Annotated in this window: 21 protein-coding genes; 11 read left to right on the plus strand and 10 right to left on the minus strand. The window is 50.7% G+C overall.

Annotated elements, in window-relative coordinates; all coding sequences use genetic code 11:
* The first annotated feature begins 34 nt into the window (after positions 1 to 34).
* Positions 35 to 364 carry a sulfurtransferase TusE gene (gene tusE / locus AB4H76_RS14455; RefSeq protein ID WP_000904442.1) on the plus strand — a complete coding sequence of 110 codons (330 nt, stop codon included), beginning with the start codon at positions 35 to 37 and terminating at the stop codon, positions 362 to 364.
* Here tusE and yccX read toward each other — a convergent pair.
* Positions 361 to 639, minus strand: coding sequence for an acylphosphatase (gene yccX / locus AB4H76_RS14460; RefSeq protein WP_000048250.1), 279 nt, complete (start codon positions 637 to 639; stop codon positions 361 to 363). The genes tusE and yccX overlap by 4 nt on opposite strands.
* Positions 640 to 733: 94 nt before the next feature.
* Here yccX and rlmI point away from each other — a divergent pair, with 94 nt between their 5' ends.
* Complete coding sequence (rlmI, locus tag AB4H76_RS14465; protein ID WP_000116288.1) at positions 734 to 1,924, plus strand: 23S rRNA (cytosine(1962)-C(5))-methyltransferase RlmI; 1,191 nt, start codon at positions 734 to 736, stop codon at positions 1,922 to 1,924.
* 57 nt (positions 1,925 to 1,981) lie between these two features.
* Positions 1,982 to 2,299 (plus strand): heat shock protein HspQ, encoded by a 318-nt coding sequence (gene hspQ, locus AB4H76_RS14470; protein ID WP_001295356.1) that lies wholly within the window; start codon positions 1,982 to 1,984, stop codon positions 2,297 to 2,299.
* A 44-nt stretch (positions 2,300 to 2,343) separates the two neighbouring features.
* Here hspQ and AB4H76_RS14475 read toward each other — a convergent pair whose 3' ends face one another.
* Positions 2,344 to 2,757, minus strand: a complete 414-nt coding sequence (locus tag AB4H76_RS14475; protein WP_000665217.1) for a CoA-binding protein — start codon at positions 2,755 to 2,757, stop codon at positions 2,344 to 2,346.
* A gap of 172 nt (positions 2,758 to 2,929) precedes the next feature.
* Here AB4H76_RS14475 and AB4H76_RS14480 point away from each other — a divergent pair, with 172 nt between their 5' ends.
* A complete protein-coding gene (locus AB4H76_RS14480; protein ID WP_000847791.1) occupies positions 2,930 to 3,592 on the plus strand; it encodes a DUF2057 family protein in 663 nt (220 codons plus the stop codon).
* Positions 3,593 to 3,687: 95 nt separating this feature from the next.
* Positions 3,688 to 4,146 (plus strand): methylglyoxal synthase, encoded by a 459-nt coding sequence (gene mgsA / locus AB4H76_RS14485; RefSeq protein WP_000424181.1) that lies wholly within the window; start codon positions 3,688 to 3,690, stop codon positions 4,144 to 4,146.
* Positions 4,147 to 4,177: 31 nt separating this feature from the next.
* Here mgsA and helD read toward each other — a convergent pair whose 3' ends face one another.
* Positions 4,178 to 6,232, minus strand: a complete 2,055-nt coding sequence (gene helD, locus AB4H76_RS14490) for a DNA helicase IV (protein WP_000420536.1) — start codon at positions 6,230 to 6,232, stop codon at positions 4,178 to 4,180.
* A gap of 122 nt (positions 6,233 to 6,354) precedes the next feature.
* Here helD and AB4H76_RS14495 point away from each other — a divergent pair, with 122 nt between their 5' ends.
* Together AB4H76_RS14495 and yccS are read left to right on the plus strand one after the other, a co-directional pair.
* Positions 6,355 to 6,801 carry a YccF domain-containing protein gene (locus tag AB4H76_RS14495; RefSeq protein ID WP_001261235.1) on the plus strand — a complete coding sequence of 149 codons (447 nt, stop codon included), beginning with the start codon at positions 6,355 to 6,357 and terminating at the stop codon, positions 6,799 to 6,801.
* Positions 6,802 to 6,810: 9 nt separating this feature from the next.
* Complete coding sequence (gene yccS / locus AB4H76_RS14500; RefSeq protein ID WP_000875019.1) at positions 6,811 to 8,973, plus strand: YccS family putative transporter; 2,163 nt, start codon at positions 6,811 to 6,813, stop codon at positions 8,971 to 8,973.
* On the opposite strand, the gene sxy is transcribed toward yccS, so the two are convergent.
* Positions 8,936 to 9,565 (minus strand): CRP-S regulon transcriptional coactivator Sxy, encoded by a 630-nt coding sequence (gene sxy, locus AB4H76_RS14505; RefSeq protein ID WP_000839153.1) that lies wholly within the window; start codon positions 9,563 to 9,565, stop codon positions 8,936 to 8,938. The genes yccS and sxy overlap by 38 nt on opposite strands.
* A gap of 218 nt (positions 9,566 to 9,783) precedes the next feature.
* Here sxy and sulA point away from each other — a divergent pair, with 218 nt between their 5' ends.
* Both sulA and ompA read left to right on the plus strand, forming a co-directional pair.
* Positions 9,784 to 10,293, plus strand: a complete 510-nt coding sequence (gene sulA, locus AB4H76_RS14510) for an SOS-induced cell division inhibitor SulA (protein ID WP_000288710.1) — start codon at positions 9,784 to 9,786, stop codon at positions 10,291 to 10,293.
* 356 nt (positions 10,294 to 10,649) lie between these two features.
* Positions 10,650 to 11,702 (plus strand): porin OmpA, encoded by a 1,053-nt coding sequence (gene ompA, locus AB4H76_RS14515; protein WP_000750419.1) that lies wholly within the window; start codon positions 10,650 to 10,652, stop codon positions 11,700 to 11,702.
* Between the two features lie 74 nt (positions 11,703 to 11,776).
* On the opposite strand, the gene matP is transcribed toward ompA, so the two are convergent.
* Positions 11,777 to 12,229: a macrodomain Ter protein MatP gene (matP, locus tag AB4H76_RS14520; RefSeq protein WP_000877158.1), complete on the minus strand. Its 453-nt coding sequence runs from the start codon at positions 12,227 to 12,229 to the stop codon at positions 11,777 to 11,779.
* 185 nt (positions 12,230 to 12,414) lie between these two features.
* Here matP and AB4H76_RS14525 point away from each other — a divergent pair, with 185 nt between their 5' ends.
* Positions 12,415 to 14,175, plus strand: coding sequence for an AAA family ATPase (locus AB4H76_RS14525; RefSeq protein WP_000156526.1), 1,761 nt, complete (start codon positions 12,415 to 12,417; stop codon positions 14,173 to 14,175).
* Between the two features lie 68 nt (positions 14,176 to 14,243).
* Complete coding sequence (gene fabA / locus AB4H76_RS14530) at positions 14,244 to 14,762, plus strand: bifunctional 3-hydroxydecanoyl-ACP dehydratase/trans-2-decenoyl-ACP isomerase (protein WP_000227927.1); 519 nt, start codon at positions 14,244 to 14,246, stop codon at positions 14,760 to 14,762.
* A 69-nt stretch (positions 14,763 to 14,831) separates the two neighbouring features.
* Here fabA and rmf read toward each other — a convergent pair whose 3' ends face one another.
* From rmf to AB4H76_RS14555, 5 genes are all read right to left on the minus strand, one after another.
* Positions 14,832 to 14,999, minus strand: coding sequence for a ribosome modulation factor (gene rmf / locus AB4H76_RS14535; RefSeq protein WP_000828648.1), 168 nt, complete (start codon positions 14,997 to 14,999; stop codon positions 14,832 to 14,834).
* A gap of 255 nt (positions 15,000 to 15,254) precedes the next feature.
* The gene (pqiC, locus tag AB4H76_RS14540; protein WP_000759123.1) at positions 15,255 to 15,818 is read right to left on the minus strand and encodes a membrane integrity-associated transporter subunit PqiC; all 564 of its coding nucleotides are present in this window, start codon (positions 15,816 to 15,818) and stop codon (positions 15,255 to 15,257) included.
* Entirely contained in the window at positions 15,815 to 17,455 is a 1,641-nt protein-coding gene (pqiB, locus tag AB4H76_RS14545; protein ID WP_000445533.1) for an intermembrane transport protein PqiB, read from the minus strand. Before pqiB ends, pqiC begins: the two co-directional genes overlap by 4 nt.
* 4 nt (positions 17,456 to 17,459) lie before the next feature.
* Entirely contained in the window at positions 17,460 to 18,713 is a 1,254-nt protein-coding gene (pqiA, locus tag AB4H76_RS14550) for a membrane integrity-associated transporter subunit PqiA (protein ID WP_000333176.1), read from the minus strand.
* A 129-nt stretch (positions 18,714 to 18,842) separates the two neighbouring features.
* Positions 18,843 to 20,750, minus strand: coding sequence for an ABC transporter ATP-binding protein (locus AB4H76_RS14555; protein ID WP_000053089.1), 1,908 nt, complete (start codon positions 20,748 to 20,750; stop codon positions 18,843 to 18,845).
* Positions 20,751 to 20,756: the final 6 nt, after the last annotated feature.

The following is a 20,756-nucleotide window of genomic DNA, read 5'->3' on the forward strand; positions in this document are numbered from 1 at the left end:
CACTGCCGCCAGTCTGATTAAGGTAGTAATAATTATGCTGATCTTCGAAGGTAAAGAGATAGAAACGGATACCGAAGGCTATCTCAAAGAAAGCAGCCAGTGGAGTGAGCCGCTGGCTGTGGTGATTGCAGAGAACGAAGGGATTTCGCTGTCGCCAGAACACTGGGAAGTGGTGCGTTTTGTGCGTGATTTCTATCTGGAATTCAATACTTCTCCGGCGATTCGTATGCTGGTAAAAGCGATGGCGAATAAATTTGGCGAAGAAAAAGGTAACAGCCGCTATTTATATCGACTGTTTCCGAAAGGTCCGGCTAAGCAAGCCACCAAAATTGCTGGCCTGCCAAAACCGGTAAAATGTATTTAACGGATACGAAAATCGGCTAATTCCCCCGAGGGATGATGCGGCTCGCTAAGCACCCGTTCCACACGCGCAGAACGCGGGCCGCCACTCTTTAACCACTGCATTAATTTTTCCACCTGCCCTTCTTCACCGCAGGCAACCACTTCCACGCTGCCATCGTCAAGATTTTTGGCGTACCCGGTTAAACCCAGTCTTTTCGCTTCATACTGTGTGGTGTAGCGAAATCCTACGCCCTGAACTCGCCCGTAAACCCAGGCAATTATGCAGACTTTCGACATTGCTGCTCTCCTTATCCTTAATGGACGCGTTGCAAATCCATGGAAAACTCCGGACAATGACGCCCATTTCTTTGCATCGACAGAAAAGTAAATTATGAGTGTACGTTTAGTGTTAGCCAAAGGGCGCGAAAAATCATTACTTCGTCGCCATCCGTGGGTCTTTTCCGGGGCCGTTGCCCGCATGGAAGGTAAAGCCAGCCTCGGTGAAACCATCGATATTGTTGATCATCAGGGAAAATGGTTAGCACGCGGCGCTTATTCGCCAGCTTCGCAAATCCGGGCGCGCGTCTGGACGTTTGACCCGTCTGAGTCTATCGACATTGCTTTTTTTTCCCGCCGTTTGCAACAAGCACAAAAATGGCGTGACTGGCTGGCGCAAAAAGATGGCCTCGACAGCTATCGTTTAATCGCCGGAGAATCTGATGGCCTGCCGGGTATTACTATCGATCGTTTCGGTAATTTTCTGGTGCTGCAACTGCTGAGTGCTGGCGCAGAATATCAGCGCGCGGCATTAATTAGTGCCCTGCAAACGCTGTACCCGGAATGTGCGATTTACGATCGCAGCGATGTTGCGGTACGTAAAAAAGAAGGGATGGAGCTGACCCAGGGCCTCGTCACCGGCGAGTTGCCACCTGCCCTGCTGCCGATTGAAGAACACGGCATGAAACTGCTGGTGGATATTCAGCACGGACACAAAACGGGCTACTACCTGGACCAGCGAGACAGCCGCCTGGCTACCCGCCGCTACGTTGAAAATAAACGTGTGCTGAACTGTTTCTCCTATACCGGTGGTTTCGCCGTATCGGCACTGATGGGCGGTTGCAGCCAGGTTGTCAGCGTTGATACCTCCCAGGAAGCGCTGGATATTGCACGGCAGAACGTTGAGCTGAACAAACTGGATCTGAGCAAGGCTGAGTTTGTCCGTGATGATGTCTTTAAATTGCTGCGTACTTATCGCGATCGCGGTGAAAAATTTGACGTTATCGTGATGGACCCGCCGAAGTTTGTTGAGAATAAAAGCCAGTTGATGGGCGCGTGTCGTGGCTATAAAGATATCAACATGCTGGCGATTCAGTTGCTGAATGAAGGCGGTATTCTCCTGACTTTCTCCTGTTCCGGTCTGATGACCAGCGATTTATTTCAGAAAATCATCGCGGATGCCGCAATTGATGCCGGCCGTGATGTACAATTTATAGAGCAGTTCCGTCAGGCAGCCGATCATCCGGTGATCGCTACCTACCCGGAAGGGCTATATCTGAAAGGGTTTGCCTGTCGCGTCATGTAACTTGAAATGTGGAATTTTACCCTTATATCAAAGGTAAAGATTTCCCGGGAGGTGACTATGATTGCCAGCAAATTCGGTATCGGCCAGCAGGTCCGCCATTCCCTGTTAGGTTATCTCGGAGTGGTCGTGGATATCGACCCGGTTTATTCGCTCTCTGAACCGTCGCCTGATGAGCTGGCGGTGAATGACGAGCTTCGCGCCGCTCCGTGGTATCACGTGGTGATGGAGGACGATAACGGCCTACCGGTTCATACCTACCTGGCTGAAGCCCAGCTAAGTAGCGAATTGCAGGATGAACATCCTGAACAGCCATCCATGGATGAGCTGGCGCAGACCATCCGCAAACAACTCCAGGCCCCGCGTCTGCGTAACTGATCCCTGAACGAATCCCCGGAAGGTTTTTGCCTTCCGGGGATTTTTTATTTGGCCAGGCCCAGGCGAGGGATCTCAATAGCCGGGCAGCGATCCATCACCACATTTAACCCGGCATCCCGTGCCAGTACTGCCGCTTGCTCATTAATCACCCCCAGTTGCATCCAGAGGGTTTTCGCGCCAATGGCGATAGCTTCCTGCGCCACGCCCCACGCAGCTTCTGAATTACGGAAAACATCGACCATATCGACTTTTTCCGGAACGTCTGCCAGCGTGCCATACCCCTGCTGGCCCAGCAGCGTTTTGCCGGCAACTTTTGGCGAAACCGGAATGACGTGATACCCCTGGTCGAGTAGATATTTCATCACGCGATAGCTGGGACGATCGGGTTTGTCGCTTGCCCCCACCAGCGCAATGGTGTGAGTGGACGTTAAAATACCTGCAATATCGGTTTCTTTCATTATTTCCTCCAGACTGTTTAACAAAGTGTACGACAAAGCCGACATGCCAACCATGCAGCTAATACGAATGAATGAGAGCAAAAGCGGGAAATATGTCTATATGTTAGTAAGTATGATTAAAGAAAAATTTTGACACATTATTATTCGGGCGGTCTTTTGACAGGAGCTACCTATGAAAACCGGCATCGTGACCACCTTGATTGCATTATGTTTGCCGGTATCCGTTTTTGCCACCACGCTGCGGCTTTCAACCGATGTCGATCTTCTGGTACTCGACGGCAAGAAGGTTTCCAGCTCTCTGCTGCGCGGTGCGGACAGCATTGAACTGGATAATGGACCGCATCAGTTAGTGTTTCGCGTTGAGAAGACGATTCATCTTTCCAATAGTGAAGAACGGCTGTATATCTCCCCACCGCTGGTGGTCAGTTTTAATACCCAGCTCATCAACCAGGTCAATTTTCGCCTGCCTCGCCTGGAGAATGAGCGGGAAGCTAACCATTTTGATGCCGCGCCGCGCCTTGAATTGTTGGATGGCGATGCGACGCCGATTCCGGTAAAGCTGGATATTCTCGCCATTACCTCAACGGCAAAAACGATTGATTATGAGGTCGAGGTTGAACGCTATAACAAATCCGCGAAACGCGCTTCACTACCGCAATTTGCCACGATGATGGCAGATGACAGTACGCTGCTTTCGGGTGTTTCCGAGCTGGATGCTATTCCACCGCAGTCTCAGGTGCTCACAGAACAACGGCTGAAGTATTGGTTTAAACTGGCTGACCCACAAACGCGAAATACTTTCCTGCAGTGGGCGGAAAAACAACCATCTTCCTGAGATTTTTGTGCCTGTGCGCAGGCTTTTTCGGTCTTTATCTTGCAGCGATAAGTGCTTACAGTAATCTGTAGGAAAGTTAACTACGGATGTACATTATGGAACTGACGACTCGCACTTTACCTGCGCGGAAACATATTGCGCTGGTGGCACACGATCACTGCAAACAAATGCTGATGAGCTGGGTGGAACGGCATCAACCGTTACTGGAACAACACGTACTGTATGCAACAGGCACTACCGGTAACTTAATTTCCCGCGCGACCGGCATGAACGTCAACGCGATGTTGAGTGGCCCAATGGGGGGTGACCAGCAGGTTGGCGCATTGATCTCAGAAGGGAAAATTGATGTATTGATTTTCTTCTGGGATCCACTAAATGCCGTGCCGCACGATCCTGACGTGAAAGCCTTGCTGCGTCTGGCGACGGTATGGAACATTCCGGTCGCCACCAACGTGGCAACGGCAGACTTCATAATCCAGTCGCCGCATTTCAACGACGCGGTCGATATTCTGATCCCCGATTATCAGCGTTATCTCGCGGACCGTCTGAAGTAATATTGCACAGGTGGCAAACGCCACCTGTTTCTTACGGTTTTCTCGCCACCGGCACATCCAGATTTTTCAGTATTTCCACAAAGGGAGAGGGATTCTCTTTGTTAAACAGTGCCCATACCCGATGGCGTGCCCGGGTCAGCGCCACGTACATTAACCGCCGTTCTTCAGCGTCCGGGAAATCCTCAACCGGTGGCAGTAGCGCCTCTTCCATAATCGACTCCCGCGCCGCAGCCGGAAAACCATCACTTCCCTCCTGCAAGCCAACGATGATGACGTAATCCGCCTGTTGCCCTTTGCTGGCATGAATGGTCATAAAGTCGATTTGCAACTTCGGCCAGCGTGTTGCCGCTTTTTCCAGGCTGGCAGGCCTCATGTGATGGTAACGCGCCAGGATCAGAATGCGCTCTTCCGGTTTGGCATAACCAGAGAGCTTATCCAGCAAAGCGTCAAGTTGACTCTCATCCAATAACGTGACGGCTTTTTTGTCTCCATTGGTTAAGCTGTTTAGCGGCTTTTTCAGCTGGCCTGGGTTCTGCTGAATAAACCGGTTTGCCACCTCACCGATACGACTGTTAAAACGGTAAGTCGTGTCTAAATCACAGCGATCGCCTTCACCAAAGTTTTCATGGAAAGCGGTGGTGAGCGACATTTGCGCACCGCTGAATCGGTAAATCGCCTGCCAGTCATCACCAACGGCGAACAACGTCGTCTGACTGTTTTGCTTGCGTAATGCCGCTAACAACGCTGCCCGCTGCGGCGAGATATCCTGAAATTCATCAACCAGAATATGCTTCCACGGGCTGATAAAGCGACCTTTCTCCAGAATCACAATCGCCTGATGAATAAGGCCCGAAAAATCGACAGCGTTTTCTGCCTTCAGCGCACCTTTCCAGGCTTTTAATAACGGGGCCATCAACTTGATACGTTTACTGAACAGATCGCGAATCTCTTCGGGTGCACTGGCAATCATTTCTGCCTGTGCACCACCGTGCATCCGCATCAGACTTACCCAGCGATCGAGGCGAGAGGCAAGGCGACGCTGTAATTTTTCATCATCCCAGAAGTTACCTTCTGGCACTGACCACTGCATTTCTTCCGTCAGCCATTGCCGCCAGCCCTTCGCCTGCGCTTTCTTTTCGCTGCATTGCTTGCGCCACTCAGCAATAAAGAGTTCATGACGGGCAGCGGTATCATTTTCCAGTTTGCTGACTATCGGAACTTTTTTGCTGCCCTGCTGAATAATATGCAGCGCCAGCGCATGAAACGTGCGTGCGGTAATGTCTTCGGTATGTAGCCGTTCGCGAATCCGCTCGTCCATCTCTTCAGCGGCTTTGCGACCAAACGCCAGCAATAAAATTTGCTCAGGGGACGCTTCACCACGCGCCAGCAACCAGCCTGCACGGGCCACCAGCACCGACGTTTTTCCGCTTCCTGCACCTGCCAGCACTAACAGAGAATGCTCGCCATTAACGACTGCCCGGGCCTGCGCCGGATTCAGCGGTGAAGACTCGACCTGGCGGAAAAAATCCGCATACTCGGTAAGCATGGCTTCGGTATACGCCTGGTTATGCTGCAACCGAGCGCTTTCAATATCTTTCAACCAGGCCTGACATTTACGCCACGCCTCACGGCAGTTATCGAATTCTTCCAGTCGGTTAACCGGCAACGGCAACGCCGACAAAGCCTGGCGGATTTGTTGCTGAACGCCAGAGGTTTGCTCACGCGTCAGCCATTTATTTTCTCCAGTGCGCGTGGCAATCAAATCCAGTTGCTGGCGTAAAACACCAGACGCAATTTCGCTCATCTCGCCACTCCACCGCCGCCAGTGAGCATCAAGATGATGGTAAAAACGCTGCGTCTCGCCCCATTCGGTGCCGTGCAGACGCACCACTTTTTCGTCCGGCAGTACAAATTCCAGCTCGCCCCATACCAGACCGCGCTTACAGTGAATCGCCAGTAATTGATTGAAAGGAATAAGGTATTCGTGGCGATCGCCGGAGACTTTAATCCCGGCATTGAGGATCACCGCCCGATCGTAAGGGTGCTGTGCCAGACGTTTTCCAAGCGTTGTCGCTTTCAGTTCCATGACTCTGTAGATCCACACGAAATTATTTCTTATCAGTGTAACCGTCAGAGAAAACGTGCTCCAGCCCAAAAAAACGTTACAATTGCCGCCCATTACTGAAAACCACAGTAAAGCGAGGTTTTATGCGTACCGTTTTGAACATTCTGAACTTTGTGCTTGGCGGATTTGCCACCACTCTGGGCTGGCTGTTGGCGACTCTGGTCAGTATTGTGCTGATTTTTACCTTACCGCTGACACGATCCTGCTGGGAGATCACTAAACTGTCTCTGGTGCCTTATGGCAATGAAGCTATTCATGTCGATGAACTGAACCCGGCTGGCAAAAATGTACTGCTGAATACTGGCGGTACGGTATTGAATATTTTCTGGCTGATTTTCTTTGGCTGGTGGTTATGCCTGATGCACATTGCAACGGGCATCGCACAATGTATTTCAATCATTGGCATTCCTGTCGGCATTGCGAACTTTAAAATTGCCGCTATTGCACTATGGCCGGTTGGTCGTCGCGTGGTATCGGTAGAAACAGCGCAAGCTGCGCGTGAAGCCAATGCACGTCGTCGTTTTGAATAATCCACTAATATGGCCTTTATGCTAAGTCCTTTGCTCAAACGCTATACCTGGAACAGCGCCTGGCTGTATTACGCGCGTATTTTTATTGCGCTTTGTGGAACCACAGCGTTTCCGTGGTGGCTGGGTGATGTAAAACTGACGATTCCGCTAACGCTGGGGATGGTGGCAGCGGCGCTGACCGATCTCGATGACCGACTGGCGGGACGTTTGCGTAACCTCATCATTACGCTGTTCTGCTTTTTTATCGCCTCGGCCTCAGTAGAATTGCTGTTTCCCTGGCCCTGGCTATTTGCGATTGGCTTAACGCTCTCTACCAGCGGCTTCATTTTGCTCGGCGGTCTGGGTCAACGCTATGCAACAATTGCCTTCGGTGCATTGCTGATCGCCATTTACACTATGTTGGGAACATCACTGTATGAGCACTGGTATCAGCAGCCGATGTATCTGCTGGCCGGTGCCGTCTGGTACAACGTCCTGACACTTATTGGTCATCTGCTGTTCCCGGTCCGCCCGCTGCAGGACAACCTGGCGCGTTGCTATGAACAACTGGCGCGTTATCTTGAGCTCAAGTCGCGCATGTTTGATCCTGATATTGAAGATGAAAGCCAGGCACCGCTGTACGATTTGGCTCTCGCCAACGGTCTGCTGATGGCGACATTGAATCAGACGAAACTCTCGCTGCTGACCCGCTTACGTGGCGATCGTGGTCAACGGGGAACGCGTCGCACGCTGCATTATTACTTTGTCGCACAGGATATTCACGAGCGTGCCAGCTCTTCTCATATTCAGTATCAAACATTGCGTGAACATTTTCGCCACAGCGACGTGCTGTTCCGTTTTCAGCGGCTGATGTCGATGCAGGGCCAGGCGTGCCAGCAACTGTCACGCTGTATTTTGTTGCGTCAGCCTTATCAACATGATCCGCATTTTGAGCGCGCTTTTACGCATATTGATGCTGCGCTGGAGCGGATGCGCGATAACGGCGCACCCGCCGATTTACTCAAAACACTGGGATTTTTGCTGAACAATTTACGCGCCATTGATGCCCAACTGGCAACAATTGAATCAGAACAGGCCCAGGCACTACCCCATAATAATGACGAAAATGAGCTCGCTGATGACAGCCCGCACGGGTTGAGTGATATCTGGCTGCGTCTTAGCCGTCACTTCACGCCGGAATCCGCCCTCTTCCGTCATGCGATAAGAATGTCGCTGGTGTTGTGCTTCGGCTACGCCATCATTCAAATAACCGGAATGCATCACGGGTATTGGATCTTGCTGACAAGTTTGTTTGTCTGCCAGCCAAACTATAACGCCACGCGCCACCGCCTGAAGTTAAGGATTATTGGTACGCTGGTAGGTATCGCCATTGGCATTCCTGTGCTGTGGTTTGTGCCATCACTGGAAGGGCAGCTGGTGCTGCTGGTTATTACCGGCGTGCTCTTTTTTGCCTTCCGTAACGTGCAATACGCTCATGCAACGATGTTCATCACACTTTTGGTGCTACTGTGTTTTAACTTACTGGGTGAAGGTTTTGAAGTAGCGTTACCTCGCGTAATCGATACGCTGATTGGTTGTGCCATTGCGTGGGCGGCAGTGAGCTACATCTGGCCTGACTGGCAGTTTCGCAATCTGCCGCGCATGCTCGAACGCGCCACAGAGGCCAACTGTCGGTATCTCGATGCCATACTGGAGCAATACCATCAGGGGCGTGATAACCGTCTGGCGTATCGTATTGCCCGCCGCGATGCACACAACCGTGATGCTGAGCTGGCGTCGGTGGTATCAAATATGTCCAGCGAGCCGAACGTTACCCCGCAAATTCGCGAAGCCGCGTTTCGGTTGCTGTGCCTTAACCATACGTTTACCAGCTATATCTCAGCCCTCGGTGCTCACCGGGAGCAGTTAACTAATCCTGAAATTCTGGCGTTTCTTGATGACGCAGTTTGCTATGTTGATGACGCGTTACATCATCAACCTGCTGATGAAGAACGCGTCAATGAGGCATTAGCTAGCCTGAAACAGCGGATGCAGCAACTTGAACCACGGGCAGACAGCAAAGAACCTCTGGTCGTACAACAAGTTGGATTATTGATTGCATTACTGCCTGAGATTGGTCGTCTGCAACGCCAGATTACTCAAGTTCCGCAGGAAACTCCTGTTTCGGCGTAAGAGAGTCAGCCCATTCTGCAAGCTCCTGGCGGCGTGCCACCGGGAGCGCAGCTTCATGAATGCCGATAATGGCACCTTCAAGCATAAACAGAATCTTTTCTGTCACCAGACTGTTTTGCTGCCGCAGTCGCAACCAACACATTTTTGCCCCAAGTATACGTAACGCCCGTACATCCTTAATCCCCACCTCCCCGAGAATCGCTTCCAGATGAAAAGACATATTGGGCAAATCTTTCAGTCTTTCCCGGGTATTGCGCGTGCTTTTCTCTTTCAGCGCTGCATCGAGAGAATATTTCGACAGACGCACCAGCTTCAGTTGATTTCGCCATAGACTTTCATCAACCCGATAGTAATTGAGGGTAACGGATCGGCCACACTTTTTATATGTCAGCCAGACAGGCGGATGTTTTACACAGTACTGTGCACTTTGCTCACAAGCCCGAAGATACAACTCACCATCAGAAACCATCGCAAACACCGTGTCGTCAACGGTCAGGCTGTAACTGCCAAACAATGATCGGTATTCAATTGTGCCCAACGTTGCCAGGTATTCTTGTGATTTATAGATCCGCTTATAGGAGAGGCTTTTCATAAAATTCCTTTTAAAATCATAACATAAAAGAATGATTCACATTAACGGATCCGTTAACTACGAAAATAGGCAACTTATTCTTAAGGGGCAAGATTAATTTATGTTTTCCCGTCACCAACGACAAAATTTGCGAGGCTCTTTCCGAAAATAGGGTTGATCTTTGTTGTCACTGGATGTACTGTATATCCATACAGTAACTCACAGGGGCTGGATTGATTATGTACACTTCAGGCTATGCACATCGTTCTTCGTCGTTCTCATCCGCAGCAAGTAAAATTGCGCGTGTCTCTACGGAAAACACTACAGCCGGGCTTATCAGTGAAGTTGTCTATCGCGAAGATCAGCCCATGATGACGCAACTTCTACTGTTGCCATTGTTACAGCAACTCGGTCAGCAATCGCGCTGGCAACTCTGGTTAACACCGCAACAAAAACTGAGTCGGGAATGGGTTCAGGCATCTGGGCTACCCTTAACGAAAGTAATGCAGATTAGCCAGCTCTCCCCTTGCCACACTGTGGAGTCAATGGTTCGCGCTTTACGCACGGGCAATTACAGTGTGGTGATCGGTTGGTTGGCAGATGATTTGACTGAAGAAGAGCATGCTGAACTTGTTGATGCGGCAAATGAAGGTAACGCTATGGGGTTTATTATGCGTCCGGTAAGCGCATCCTCTCACGCCACGAGACAACTTTCCGGGCTAAAAATTCACTCTAATTTGTATCATTAAGTAAATTTAGGATTAATCCTGGAACTTTTTTTGTCGCCCAGCCAATGCTTTCAGTCGTGACTAATTTTCCTTGCGGAGGCTTGTCTGAAGCGGTTTCCGCGATTTTCTTCTGTAAATTGTCGCTGACAAAAAAGATTAAACATACCTTATACAAGACTTTTTTTTCATATGCCTGACGGAGTTCACACTTGTAAGTTTTCAACTACGTTGTAGACTTTACATCGCCAGGGGTGCTCGGCATAAGCCGAAGATATCGGTAGAGTTAATATTGAGCAGATCCCCCGGTGAAGGATTTAACCGTGTTATCTCGTTGGAGATATTCATGGCGTATTTTGGATGATAACGAGGCGCAAAAAATGAAAAAGACAGCTATCGCGATTGCAGTGGCACTGGCTGGTTTCGCTACCGTAGCGCAGGCCGCTCCGAAAGATAACACCTGGTACACTGGTGCTAAACTGGGCTGGTCCCAGTACCATGACACTGGTTTTATTCCTAACAATGGTCCGACCCACGAAAACCAACTGGGTGCAGGTGCTTTTGGTGGTTACCAGGTTAACCCGTATGTTGGTTTTGAAATGGGTTACGACTGGTTAGGTCGTATGCCGTACAAAGGCGACAACATCAACGGTGCATACAAAGCTCAGGGCGTTCAACTGACTGCTAAACTGGGTTACCCAATCACTGACGATCTGGACGTATACACTCGTCTGGGTGGTATGGTATGGCGTGCAGACACCAAGGCTAACGTACCTGGTGGCGCATCCTTTAAAGACCACGACACTGGCGTTTCTCCGGTTTTCGCAGGTGGTGTTGAGTACGCGATCACTCCTGAAATCGCTACCCGTCTGGAATACCAGTGGACCAACAACATCGGTGACGCAAACACCATCGGTACTCGTCCGGACAACGGTCTGCTGAGCCTGGGTGTTTCCTACCGTTTCGGTCAGGGCGAAGCAGCTCCGGTAGTTGCTCCGGCTCCAGCTCCGGCACCGGAAGTACAGACCAAGCACTTCACTCTGAAGTCTGACGTTCTGTTCAACTTCAACAAAGCAACCCTGAAACCGGAAGGTCAGGCTGCTCTGGATCAGCTGTACAGCCAGCTGAGCAACCTGGATCCGAAAGACGGTTCCGTAGTTGTTCTGGGTTACACTGACCGCATCGGTTCTGACGCTTACAACCAGGGTCTGTCCGAGCGCCGTGCTCAGTCTGTTGTTGATTACCTGATCTCCAAAGGTATCCCGGCAGACAAGATCTCCGCACGTGGTATGGGCGAATCCAACCCGGTTACTGGCAACACCTGTGACAACGTGAAACAGCGTGCTGCACTGATCGACTGCCTGGCTCCGGATCGTCGCGTAGAGATCGAAGTTAAAGGCATCAAAGACGTTGTAACTCAGCCGCAGGCTTAAGTTCTCGTCTGGTAGAAAAACCCCGCAGCTGCGGGGTTTTTTTCGCCTTTAGTAAATTGAACTGACTTCGTCAGTTATTCCTTACCCAGCAATGCCTGCAGATCATGCTTCAAAGAAGACATTTTATTCGCGTATTTCTCTTTGTTTTCCGCATCTTCAATCAGCTGAACAATCGTTTCAGAAAGCGTTTTACCGCGACGCTGCGCAAGACCAGCCAGACGTTGCCAGACAATAAATTCCAGATCGATCGATTTTTTGCGCGTATGCTGGTGTTCCGCATTAAAATGGCGCTTCCGTCTGGCCCGAATGGTTTGCTTCATGCGATTGACCAGTTCCGGATTCATATGCTTGTCAATCCAGCCATTTACCAGCACGGGTTCATTTTCCAGCGAGAGCAACACATCGACGGCTTCCTGGGCGGCACTGGCTTCTATGTAACGGGTGATTAACTCCCCTTCGCGATGCTTCTTCACCAGATACTTCCATTTCCAACCGCTTTCAAGATTTTCAAGTTGTTGATATTTCATAGCGATCTCAATGTTACCGTGTAACTCTTTACAGAATATCAGCTTTTTAGGCCAGTGAAGAAAAGAATCTCCATCCTGTGAGCTTTAACGCCCATGCCAGGAGTATTGTCGGTGCTTTCTACGTGTGCTGTAGTGCCGGTTACGGTATAATCGCGGCTTTGACAACAGACTAAAAAACATCAACTTTGACCATTACGAAACTTGCATGGCGTGACCTGGTTCCTGATACCGATAGCTATCAGGAAATATTTGCTCAGCCACATTTGATTGACGAAAACGATCCTTTATTCAGTGATACTCAACCGCGACTGCAATTCGCACTGGAGCAGTTGCTGCATACGCGAGCATCCTCCTCTTTTATGCTGGCGAAGGCCCCGGAAGAGTCTGAGTATCTGAATCTTATTGCCAATGCCGCGCGTACGCTACAAAGCGATGCAGGCCAACTGGTGGGCGGTCACTATGAGGTTTCCGGCCACTCCATCCGCTTACGTCACGCAGTGAGTGCAGATGATAATTTTGCGACTTTAACGCAAGTTGTCGCTGCCGACTGGGTAGAAGCGGAGCAACTCTTTGGCTGCCTGCGCCAGTTTAATGGCGACATTACCCTGCAGCCTGGTCTGGTGCATCAGGCAAATGGCGGTATTCTCATCATCTCTTTGCGTACACTGCTGGCGCAACCTCTGCTGTGGATGCGGCTGAAAAATATCGTTAACCGCGAGCGTTTTGACTGGGTTGCGTTTGATGAGTCGCGCCCTCTCCCCGTCTCTGTGCCTTCGATGCCATTGAAGCTGAAAGTCATTCTGGTAGGCGAACGCGAATCATTGGCTGATTTCCAGGAGATGGAGCCAGAGCTTTCAGAGCAGGCTATTTATAGCGAATTTGAAGATACTCTGCAGATTGTCGATGCGGAGTCAGTAACCCAGTGGTGTCGCTGGGTGACATTTACCGCCAGACATAATCACTTACCTGCACCGGGAGCGGATGCCTGGCCGGTACTTATCCGCGAAGCAGCACGCTACACCGGTGAACAAGAAACACTTCCGCTTAGCCCGCAGTGGATCCTCCGCCAGTGTAAAGAGGTCGCCTCCCTGTGTGATGGCGACACCTTCTCCGGCGAGCAGCTAAACTTAATGCTGCAGCAGCGTGAATGGCGCGAAGGTTTCCTCGCTGAACGTATGCAGGATGAGATCCTTCAGGAGCAAATCCTGATTGAAACCGAAGGCGAACGCATCGGGCAAATTAACGCCCTTTCGGTCATTGAATTTCCGGGTCATCCACGCGCTTTTGGCGAACCTTCTCGCATTAGCTGCGTTGTGCATATTGGCGATGGTGAATTCACCGACATCGAACGCAAAGCGGAGCTTGGCGGCAATATCCATGCGAAAGGGATGATGATCATGCAAGCGTTCCTGATGTCGGAACTACAGCTTGAGCAACAGATCCCCTTCTCAGCATCGCTGACATTTGAGCAGTCATACAGTGAAGTTGATGGAGATAGTGCCTCGATGGCTGAACTCTGCGCCCTGATAAGCGCCCTCGCCGATGTGCCGGTGAATCAGAGTATCGCTATCACAGGTTCAGTCGATCAGTTCGGTCGCGCCCAGCCGGTCGGTGGTTTAAATGAGAAAATCGAAGGCTTCTTTGCTATTTGCCAGCAACGTGAGTTAACCGGGAAACAAGGTGTCATTATCCCCACAGCTAACGTTCGCCATTTAAGTCTTCACAGTGAACTGGTGAAAGCGGTAGAAGAAGGCAAATTCACCATCTGGGCAGTAGACGATGTGACTGACGCACTGCCGTTATTATTAAATCTGGTGTGGGATGGCGAAGGCCAAACGACGCTGATGCAAACCATCCAGGAACGTATCGCGCAAGCATCGCAACAGGAAGGACGTCACCGTTTTCCATGGCCATTACGTTGGCTGAACTGGTTTATTCCGAACTGATCGGACTTGTTCAGCGTACACGTGTTAGCTATCCTGCGTGCTTCAATAAAATAAGGCTTACAGAGAACATGGTAGATAAACGCGAATCCTATACAAAAGAAGACCTTCTTGCCTCTGGTCGCGGTGAACTGTTTGGCGCTAAAGGCCCGCAATTGCCAGCACCGAACATGCTGATGATGGACCGTGTGGTCAAAATGACCGAAACGGGTGGTAACTTCGACAAAGGGTATGTTGAAGCAGAACTGGATATCAATCCGGATCTGTGGTTCTTCGGATGCCACTTTATTGGCGATCCGGTTATGCCGGGATGCCTGGGCCTGGACGCAATGTGGCAGCTGGTAGGGTTCTACCTCGGCTGGCTGGGCGGCGAAGGTAAAGGCCGCGCGCTGGGCGTTGGCGAAGTGAAATTCACTGGTCAGGTACTGCCGACAGCGAAAAAAGTGACCTACCGTATTCACTTTAAACGCATTGTTAACCGTCGTCTGATTATGGGCCTGGCGGATGGCGAAGTGCTGGTTGATGGTCGTCTGATCTATACCGCCAGCGACCTGAAAGTCGGTCTGTTCCAGGATACGTCTGCCTTCTGATTATAATCAGACAGAGTATCAAAAGGCGAAACCTCCGCAATGCGGAGGTTTCTTTTTAAAGAGACAGAATCAGGCCATTACTACCCTGTCCGCCATGGCTTCTCGCCAGCCTCCCAGCCATTGTGACCTTTGATTCAGCGTCTGATAGGGACACATTTCTTTTGAGCGTCCGGCGATGCCGGCCTGATAACCACGTTGATGTGCCCGTTCCAGGCGATCTCGTTTTTGTCTCTTCATGCCTCGTTTCCCTCATACTGGTTTCTGGTGGAAAAGAAAACAGTGATTACTAAATGTGCAATCACAGTTAAGCAATACCGCGAATCATAACTGCCGTCAATGCGCAAAATTCACGCCACTGTCATATTTGTGAGCTACACGGGTATGTCGGTTGTACAAAAAATGTGAAGAGGAACAACTTTTTCCGCACGTTAGAGACAAAAAAACCGCCTCAGGCAACATACCGGAGGCGGTTATATTTACAAATCTTTATAATTAAGGTAGACGCTTTATCTCTTGCGCAATAGAAGCGGCTTCCTGACTCCAGACACTGGCCAGTACTTTAACCATCTCATCGTAACCATCCTGAGTTTGCACTCCTTCCAGACGGAACGGACGTTTGATCAGTTGTCCCTGGTGGTTCAACAGCCACTCACCACTGACAATGACCTTGCCATCATAGCGACCGTTAAACTCCGTTACGGTAACATTGAGCGTGTCCTGGGCGCTTCCCAGAGGCTGGGAGGCAACCACCCAGCCGGGCAGTTGCGTACTCAGGTTGGCAACCAGGGTGTTGCGCAACTGTTGATCCAACGGGCTGGCCCACAAGTTGTTGTTGGCAATCACATACTTCACATCACTGGTTTGATAAACCACACCATTCCCCGCCAGATAGTCAGGAACAGTGACCTGCTCTACCCATAACAGACGATTGCCCTGGCTGGCGGTACTTTGTGTACCGCTCTGCACCACAGGTAACTGGTAATAGTTTTTATTAATTTCGCCGGAGCTGCATCCGGCCAACCACAGTGCTGCAATCGTCACTAGCCACTTTTTCATTGTTTCGCCCTCTTCGGCTCTGGATCTTTTTTGTCCTTCGCTTCAAATACCAGCGCGTTACTCTTCTCATTGAGCGTTTTCAGCACCGGTTGCAGTTCTCGCAACACCTGATCAAGGCGCTGCATATCCGCCACCATCTTGTTGTAGGCTGCGGAGCCAGGCTGGAAGCCCTGCATGCTGCGATTCAATTCACGCAACGTTGACTGCATATCCGTCGGCAACTGCTGCATCGACTGGCTGGCGAGGATCTTGTTCATGCTATCCAGCGTCGTTTGCAGGTTTTTCATTGTGCGCTGACTTTCAGAAAGCGTACTGGTTGCCTGTTCAATCATCGGATTCAATGGCAGTTTGTTGATCTTATCCAACGCTTCCATCAGTCGTTGCTGGATTTGCGCCAGGCCGCCGCTAACGGTCGGGATAATCTGATAACCATTAAATTCACGAATACCGGTTATTGCAGGCGTATTTGGATAGAAATCGAGATCAACATACAGTGCACCAGTGACCAGGTTTCCGGTTTTCAGCGATCCGCGTAAACCACGTTTCAACAATTCGCCAAGGTGCTCAACAACATCCGCATTTTCGCCAAGCTGCATTTTCAGCCGCTCTGGCTCGATACGAATCAGTACCGGAATACGGTAATCATCGTTAAATGTCTGACGCATATTCGGCGCAAAGAATGGCACTTTGCTTACGGTACCCAGGCGAATACCCCGGAACTCTACCGGAGCTCCCGGTTGCAGACCGCGTACCGAATCTTTAAAGAACATCAGATAATCAATGTGATCGGTGTACAACGAATCCTGAATGCTCTTCTGATCATCATACAAAACGAAAGCTGTTTTCGGTGCCACTGGCTGCCCTAAATCCAGACCTTCCGGCACATCAAAGCTGACACCGCCACTCAGCAGCGTTGTCAATGAGCCCATCTCCACACGCATCCCTGCTGACGTCAGATCAACCGCAATGCCACTATCTTTCCAGAAGCGAACATTGTTGGTCACCAGTCGGTCATAAGGTGCATTGATGAACAGTTGATAGCTGATATTGCGTTTTTGTGTATCGAAGGTGCTGGTTTCAACCGAACCTACCCGATAGCCACGGAACAGCACCGGATCTCCTGGCGAGAGCTGCCCGGCTTTTTTGCTATCGAGAATCACACGGATACCTTTCGCATCAGGCGGGGCCAACGGTGGTGAGTCCAGCAAATCGTATTTATCCATTTTGCTGCCTTTCGCGCCTGGCTGCAGTTCGATATAAACTCCAGACAGCAGCGTTCCCAGGCCGCTAATCCCTTCGCGACCAATCTGCGGTTTCACCACCCAAAAGACGGTATCTTTATGCAGCAATTTTTCCATACCGGAATTCAGCCGCGCTTTGATTTCAACGTGTGTCAAATCATCAGCCAGTGTGGCGCTTTCAACCACGCCGACGTCAACGCTACGGCTTTTAATGGTGGTTTTGCCACCTTCAATTCCTTCCGCATTCGCGGTGATCAGGGTCACTTCCGGTCCCTGATGGCTGTAATGATAAAAAAGAACCCAGGCCCCAATGAGCGCCGTGACGATAGGAAATATCCACACGGGAGACCAGTTCTTCACTTTCTGGATTTTGGCTTCCCCATTATTAGATTCCATACTGTCAGGACTCCTCATGCTCTGATTCAGGTTGACGATCCCACGACAAACGCGGGTCAAACGTCATAGCAGAAAACATTGTCATTATGACGACTAAAGCAAACATTAATGCACCCATTGCCGGATAAATACTCATTAAACCTCCCATACGCACCAGCGCCGAGAGCACCGCGATAACGAAAACGTCAATCATCGACCAGCGGCCTACAAACTCAACAACTTCATAAATCAAATGCATTCTTTCACTGTCGCGCTTGCCATGCCCTTTGGCATCCCAACACAGCCACGCGATGGCGATCATCTTTAACGTTGGCACCATAATACTGGCCAGAAAGATCACCGCAGCGACGGGATAAGAGCCTTCGCTCCATAACAGAATGACCCCAGCGAGAATCGTCGACGGCATCTTCGAGCCTAATAAATCCGTCACCATGATGGGCAAAATATTAGCCGGAAGATACAGCATGATGGACGTTACAAGCAGCGCGAGTGTCCACTGCAGGCTGTTTCTACGCCGAACGTACCCTTTGGTACTACAACGCGGGCACACGGGTTCATCAGCAGGAAGGATTGCCGTACAACAGGAGCACGAACGCAGCCCCTGACGTATCCCCGTGACGCCTGGTTTTAGCGGCTGGCGCAGTTCTGGCATCGGGGCGATGTCGTCCCATAACCAGCGACGATCAACGCACTGAAAAGCGCGCAGTTGCAGGACACAAAATAAACACCAGGGGAGAAAGCTGCTGCCTACCCCAATGCTGCCGTAAGCCATCAGTTTAACGAAACTGACCAGCACACCAGCGAGGAAAATCTCCGCCATTCCCCAGGTTTTGAGTTGAAAAAGCACCCGTGCCAGTTGCTCTTTTAAACGGACCGGTAATTCCGCGCGATTCACCAGTAACAGAATGGTTATCAGACAAAACGCGGGAACCAGTTGCACAAACAACAGGAAAAAGGTGCCGAGGCTGGCGTAGTCCTCAGAAAAAAGCACGCCGGGAATTTCCAGTAATGTAATTTCACTGGTAACTCCTGCAACGTTCATATTCACAAAAGGAAACAAGTTGGACAGCAACAGCATGAACAGTGCAGCCAACGCATAGGCGGTGGGACGCTGCCGGGGGGCATCCCACGCCACGGTTAACGTTGTGCCACACCGGGGACATGCCGCTTTCTGACCATGCTCAAGGCGCGGTAACGCCACCAGCATGTCACACTGCGAGCACAGGATGTGCTTCGCGGCATGATGATGTTCGCACATTGGTACTCCTTAATGATGCGCTATTTTACAGATGACTAACAAAGTGTTGGTTTTCATGCCTGATAAACCCAGTTCATCAGGCAATTTTACCGTTGTCAGCTGTCTCTGTTTAAATCGACTATTTTGCGATCAGCCACCATTTTTTAACGCTTCAAGATACTCCCAGCGTTCAAAGGCTTGCTCCAGCTCCTGCTCTGCAGCAGCCATATCGGCGAGCACTTTTTGTGTCTGCTCATGTGGCTGACTGAAGAAGGAAGCATCCGCCACCTGCGTCTGTAGGGCTTCCAGCTTCGCCTCCAGATCTTCGAGCAATTGCGGTAGCTGCTCCAGTTCGCGCTGCAATTTATAGCTTAGTTTGCTACTGCTGCGTTTTACAGTTTCTGCTTTTGCCGCGGCGGCTTCTTCGGTTTTTTTCACCGCAGGCTGTTTGAGCGCCACATACTGCTCTTGCTGACCACGGGCATCATGATAACCGCCGACATAACGACCAATTTTACCGCCGCCTTCGAAGATCCAACATTCTGTAACGGTGTTATCGACAAACTGACGATCGTGGCTAACCAGCAATACCGTGCCCTGATAGCTGTCGATCAGTTCTTCCAGCAGTTCCAGCGTTTCGACATCAAGATCGTTGGTCGGTTCGTCAAGAATCAATAAGTTGCTTGGTTTGAGGAACAAACGCGCCAGCAGCAAGCGGTTCCGCTCACCGCCAGAAAGCGCACGTACCGGCGTCATCGCCCGTTTCGGATGGAACAGAAAGTCCTGCAAATAGCCCAATACGTGGCGTGGCTTGCCGTTAACCATCACCTCTTGCTTACCTTCGGCAAGGTTATCCATCACCGTTTTATCGGGATCCAGTTCCGCGCGGTGCTGATCGAAATAAGCCACTTCCAGTTTGGTGCCAACGTGAATACGCCCGCTGTCCGCTTGAAGCTGACCGAGCATCAGTTTCAGCAGCGTGGTTTTGCCGCACCCATTCGGACCAATCAGGGCAATTTTGTCGCCACGTAGAACCTGGGCCGAAAAATCTTTCACCAGTTGCTTACCGTCAACCTGGTAGCAAACGTCTTCCATTTCGAAAACGATCTTACCGGAGCGGCTGGCCTCTTCCACCTGCATCTTTGCGGTACCCATCACTTCGCGACGTTCACCACGCTCGCGACGCATCGCTTTCAGGGCGCGTACGCGGCCTTCATTACGGGTACGGCGTGCTTTGATCCCCTGGCGGATCCACACCTCTTCCTGCGCCAGTTTGCGATCGAACTCGGCATTTTGTAATTCTTCCACGCGCAGGGCTTCTTCTTTTTCCAGCAGGTACTGGTCGTAATTCCCTGGATAGGTCACCAGCTTGCCGCGATCGAGATCAACAATGCGCGTCGCCATATTGCGGATAAACGAACGGTCGTGGGAGATGAAAATAATCGTCCCGTTGAAAGTTTTCAAAAACCCTTCCAGCCAGTCGATGGTTTCAATATCCAGGTGGTTTGTCGGTTCATCAAGCAACAGCACGCGCGGATTACTCACCAGCGCGCGTCCTAATGCCGCTTTACGCAACCAGCCGCCAGAAAGCGACGACAGCGCAACGTTAGGATCTAACCCCAGTTGCGCCAGCACTTCGTTGATGCGGTTTTCCAGCTGCCACAGGTTGTGGTGATCCAGCTGTTCCTGAACCTTCGCCAGTTCGTTGAGATTTTTCTCGCTCGGGTCGTTCATCACCAGGCGCGAAATATCGTGATAGCGTTTCAGATATTCCGCTTGTTCTTCAATGCCTTCGGCAACGAAATCATAAACGCTACCCTCAACGTTACGCGGCGGATCCTGTTGCAGACGAGCTACAATCAAATCTTGCTCGTAAATAATGCGACCGTCATCCAGCCCTTGTTCACGGTTGAGGATTTTCATTAACGTCGATTTGCCCGCGCCGTTGCGGCCCACCAGACAAACACGTTCGTTATCTTCGATATGCAGTTCTGCGTTATCGAGAAGCGGCGCGTCGCTGAACGACAGCCATGCGCCATGCATACTGATTAATGACATTACTAT

Origin of the sequence: Escherichia sp. UTM R2 (genome assembly GCF_048593455.1) — a bacterium.
Lineage (GTDB): Bacteria > Pseudomonadota > Gammaproteobacteria > Enterobacterales > Enterobacteriaceae > Escherichia > Escherichia coli.

Excerpts from the sequence above, each read along its gene's own strand:
- tusE (WP_000904442.1), top strand. The coding sequence starts at position 35 with ATGCTGATCTTCGAAGGTAAAGAGATAGAAACGGATACCGAAGGCTAT.
- yccX (WP_000048250.1), bottom strand. The coding sequence starts at position 639 with ATGTCGAAAGTCTGCATAATTGCCTGGGTTTACGGGCGAGTTCAGGGC.
- rlmI (WP_000116288.1), top strand. The coding sequence starts at position 734 with ATGAGTGTACGTTTAGTGTTAGCCAAAGGGCGCGAAAAATCATTACTT.
- hspQ (WP_001295356.1), top strand. The coding sequence starts at position 1,982 with ATGATTGCCAGCAAATTCGGTATCGGCCAGCAGGTCCGCCATTCCCTG.
- AB4H76_RS14475 (WP_000665217.1), bottom strand. The coding sequence starts at position 2,757 with ATGAAAGAAACCGATATTGCAGGTATTTTAACGTCCACTCACACCATT.
- AB4H76_RS14480 (WP_000847791.1), top strand. The coding sequence starts at position 2,930 with ATGAAAACCGGCATCGTGACCACCTTGATTGCATTATGTTTGCCGGTA.
- mgsA (WP_000424181.1), top strand. The coding sequence starts at position 3,688 with ATGGAACTGACGACTCGCACTTTACCTGCGCGGAAACATATTGCGCTG.
- helD (WP_000420536.1), bottom strand. The coding sequence starts at position 6,232 with ATGGAACTGAAAGCGACAACGCTTGGAAAACGTCTGGCACAGCACCCT.
- AB4H76_RS14495 (WP_001261235.1), top strand. The coding sequence starts at position 6,355 with ATGCGTACCGTTTTGAACATTCTGAACTTTGTGCTTGGCGGATTTGCC.
- yccS (WP_000875019.1), top strand. The coding sequence starts at position 6,811 with ATGGCCTTTATGCTAAGTCCTTTGCTCAAACGCTATACCTGGAACAGC.
- sxy (WP_000839153.1), bottom strand. The coding sequence starts at position 9,565 with ATGAAAAGCCTCTCCTATAAGCGGATCTATAAATCACAAGAATACCTG.
- sulA (WP_000288710.1), top strand. The coding sequence starts at position 9,784 with ATGTACACTTCAGGCTATGCACATCGTTCTTCGTCGTTCTCATCCGCA.
- ompA (WP_000750419.1), top strand. The coding sequence starts at position 10,650 with ATGAAAAAGACAGCTATCGCGATTGCAGTGGCACTGGCTGGTTTCGCT.
- matP (WP_000877158.1), bottom strand. The coding sequence starts at position 12,229 with ATGAAATATCAACAACTTGAAAATCTTGAAAGCGGTTGGAAATGGAAG.
- fabA (WP_000227927.1), top strand. The coding sequence starts at position 14,244 with ATGGTAGATAAACGCGAATCCTATACAAAAGAAGACCTTCTTGCCTCT.
- rmf (WP_000828648.1), bottom strand. The coding sequence starts at position 14,999 with ATGAAGAGACAAAAACGAGATCGCCTGGAACGGGCACATCAACGTGGT.
- pqiC (WP_000759123.1), bottom strand. The coding sequence starts at position 15,818 with ATGAAAAAGTGGCTAGTGACGATTGCAGCACTGTGGTTGGCCGGATGC.
- pqiB (WP_000445533.1), bottom strand. The coding sequence starts at position 17,455 with ATGGAATCTAATAATGGGGAAGCCAAAATCCAGAAAGTGAAGAACTGG.
- pqiA (WP_000333176.1), bottom strand. The coding sequence starts at position 18,713 with ATGTGCGAACATCATCATGCCGCGAAGCACATCCTGTGCTCGCAGTGT.
- AB4H76_RS14555 (WP_000053089.1), bottom strand. The coding sequence starts at position 20,750 with ATGTCATTAATCAGTATGCATGGCGCATGGCTGTCGTTCAGCGACGCG.